Annotated in this window: 6 protein-coding genes and 1 pseudogene; 1 reads left to right on the top strand and 6 read right to left on the bottom strand. The window is 35.5% G+C overall.

All coding sequences use genetic code 11. The features are described 5' to 3' along the window. Positions 1-101: 101 nt before the first annotated feature. The 5 genes and pseudogenes from ACXAC4_RS21535 to ACXAC4_RS21515 all read right to left on the bottom strand — a co-directional run. Positions 102-200 (bottom strand): annotated as a pseudogene (locus tag ACXAC4_RS21535) (aldehyde dehydrogenase family protein); the annotation flags it as partial. Beyond that, on the bottom strand, positions 184-351 hold the full coding sequence (locus tag ACXAC4_RS21530; RefSeq protein WP_475165238.1) for an aldehyde dehydrogenase family protein: 168 nt from the start codon (positions 349-351) through the stop codon (positions 184-186). The pseudogene ACXAC4_RS21535 and the gene ACXAC4_RS21530, both read right to left, overlap by 17 nt. 68 nt (positions 352-419) lie before the next feature. Next, complete coding sequence (locus ACXAC4_RS21525; protein ID WP_475165241.1) at positions 420-587, bottom strand: aldehyde dehydrogenase family protein; 168 nt, start codon at positions 585-587, stop codon at positions 420-422. After that, entirely contained in the window at positions 584-925 is a 342-nt protein-coding gene (locus ACXAC4_RS21520; protein ID WP_475165236.1) for an aldehyde dehydrogenase family protein, read from the bottom strand. Before ACXAC4_RS21520 ends, ACXAC4_RS21525 begins: the two co-directional genes overlap by 4 nt. A gap of 180 nt (positions 926-1,105) precedes the next feature. After that, complete coding sequence (locus tag ACXAC4_RS21515; RefSeq protein WP_474975735.1) at positions 1,106-1,465, bottom strand: hypothetical protein; 360 nt, start codon at positions 1,463-1,465, stop codon at positions 1,106-1,108. A 176-nt stretch (positions 1,466-1,641) separates the two neighbouring features. On the opposite strand from ACXAC4_RS21515, the gene ACXAC4_RS21510 reads away from it, so the two are divergent. After that, entirely contained in the window at positions 1,642-2,025 is a 384-nt protein-coding gene (locus tag ACXAC4_RS21510) for a MauE/DoxX family redox-associated membrane protein (protein ID WP_474975736.1), read from the top strand. 69 nt (positions 2,026-2,094) lie between these two features. Here ACXAC4_RS21510 and ACXAC4_RS21505 read toward each other — a convergent pair. Next, a partial coding sequence (locus ACXAC4_RS21505) for a T9SS type A sorting domain-containing protein (RefSeq protein ID WP_475165235.1) occupies positions 2,095-2,345 on the bottom strand: 251 nt, incomplete at its 5' end.

The raw sequence follows: 2,345 nt of genomic DNA, 5'->3' as shown, positions 1-2,345 counted from the left end.
AAGGTTAAGTTTGTCATACTCGTGTGCTCACCCAGCACCTAAATATTGCTTTGGCCTTCTCTTTGAATTGCTCAAATATTTTTTCGTGTACAATAATCCTTTTAGGTGAGGTTACAAACTTGTCCGGCATTCCACATGCGGCCTTTTACAGCTGCCTTAGCCGCTTTTTCAATGTCAGCATCATCAAGAACTATCAACGGATCGCTGCCTTCCGAGTTCTAATGTTGATTTTTTAATATATTTACCTGCTGCTGCAGCTATGCTAGATCCGGCAGGCTCGCTGCCCGTTAAAGTAACTCCTTTTATTTTATCGTGACTTACCAGTTCGGTTGTAGCTGACCCTGGAATCATTCAATTTGTTGTAAGAACGTATTCTGGAGCTCCTGCATCTTTAATCAATTTTTCCATTTTCAATGGCACTAGTGTGGTACAATAGAAGCATGTTTTAATACCATGGTGTTTCCGGCCATTAATGTTGGCGCCATCGATCTTACTACCTGGTAGAAGGGGAAATTCCACGGCTGTACACTTAATATCACTCCTAGTGGCTCATAACTGATAAATGCGCTGCCTTTTTCTGTTTCTATTTTTCATCAGCAAGGAATTCTGCTCCATTTTTGGCGTAGAACTTAAATATTGCACTACAAATTTCAAGTTCAGCCTCGCTTTCGCGTTTAAGTTTTCCCATCTCCTGAGAGGCTAATTTTGCTAGTGCATCCTTTCGTTCAATGATTAACTCAGCAGCTTTATTTAGTATTTCACTCCTCTTCTCAAAAGAGGTGGTTTTCCAAGTTTGAAAAGCTTTGTCAGCTTTGTTTATAATGTCTTCAACCTCCTTGGCTTGCATAATATTGAATTCCTTCAATATTTCTCCTGTAGCAGGGTTAAATGATTTTATCTTGGATTCTTTTATCTCTAATTCCATAGCATTTACTGTTTTAGTGGTTATTGGTTTCTAAGAAACCTGCAACAGTCTGTTGCTACTTAAAAAACAGGTGCTATGGGCTATAGTTCATAATTTTTTCAATAATTGTAAGGGCTACATTTTATTGATAAGTGTTATAAACCAATGGTTTACGTTTGAATAGGTGTAACCTATTATAGATCAGTGAAGTAAGCTGTATGCTTCGTCTAGTGTAGTTACTTCCTGAGTAATATATTTCGCATTAGCGCTGGCCTGATTTTTTCTGAATTGTGCCTGTGCAAATACCGAGTCAACTACTCGTATTGTTTGTGCAGCTCCTTGGCTATAAAGCCATTCTTGAATCTGTTTTACCCTCTCTGCATCGTCAGTTTTCATTACCTTGAACTTTGATATATCATTGATTATGGTAAATCCAGCTTGTAGTTTGGCTGTTTCTTCATGTAGTATGGCCATAGCTTGTGGAATTTCACCTTCTTTTACTACGCCATCTAAAACAATGAGTAAATAGTTCTTTTCTGTATTAGCTTTTATTTGAAACATAAGATAATCTAATTAAAGTGAGAGTACTGTTAATGATGATTTATAATTAAAGGTAATCGGTTAAGCATCATTATTTTACGCTTTTGTTTCATGAGAGGTAGTGTTGTCTGTTTATTAATATCATTTCTAATAATGACATTAATTTTTAACTTAGTAATGTTCTAATAATGTTTTAAATGAGTTATTTAGTTGTTTCCCAATGGTGCGTAGGGGTGTTGTTCACCTTATTTGGTTTGTTGAAGGTTATGGACCTTCGCGGGTTTAAAAGGCGAATAGAAGATTATGATTTTGGATGGGCTAGTAATGCGGCTTTTTTTATTGCAGCGGTAGAGCTGTTATTAGGTGTGGCGCTGCTGCTAGGAGTGCAACTGCAAACAATGGCTATGATTGCTTTAATACTAACTACAGTATTGACCATTATTTTTGGTTACGGCTATTTTTTTAAAGGTGTTGATGATTGCGGATGTGCTGGTACTTATTTTAAAATTCACCCGGTTATTTCATTTCTTAAAAATCTACTTTTAATTGCTTTGTGCATAGTAATTTATTTGAATAGTTGATAATGAAAAAAAAACCGGTGATAAAAACAAGAGTCATATGCACCGGCTTTTTGTAAAATATTTTATCCCTTATTCTTTAATAAAGGTTTGTGATTTTTTCTGTTGACCTGCTTCTAGTAGTAATATAAATGTTCCTTTTGGTAAGGCATTGATATCAATTTCGGTTTTTACATCCTTAATAGCAATAGTTTTTATGGTTTTTCCATCTATGCTAAGTATTTCGGCTTTGGCATTTTCCGTTAACTGACTTTCATTTATAGTTAATGTAATTTTACCTGTTGAGCTAGGGTTTGGAAACACTACTAATTCGTCTTTCGATA

This window comes from Pseudoalteromonas sp. AWM4_233 (assembly GCF_056158285.1).
This window is presented reverse-complemented; position numbering and strand designations above follow the sequence as displayed.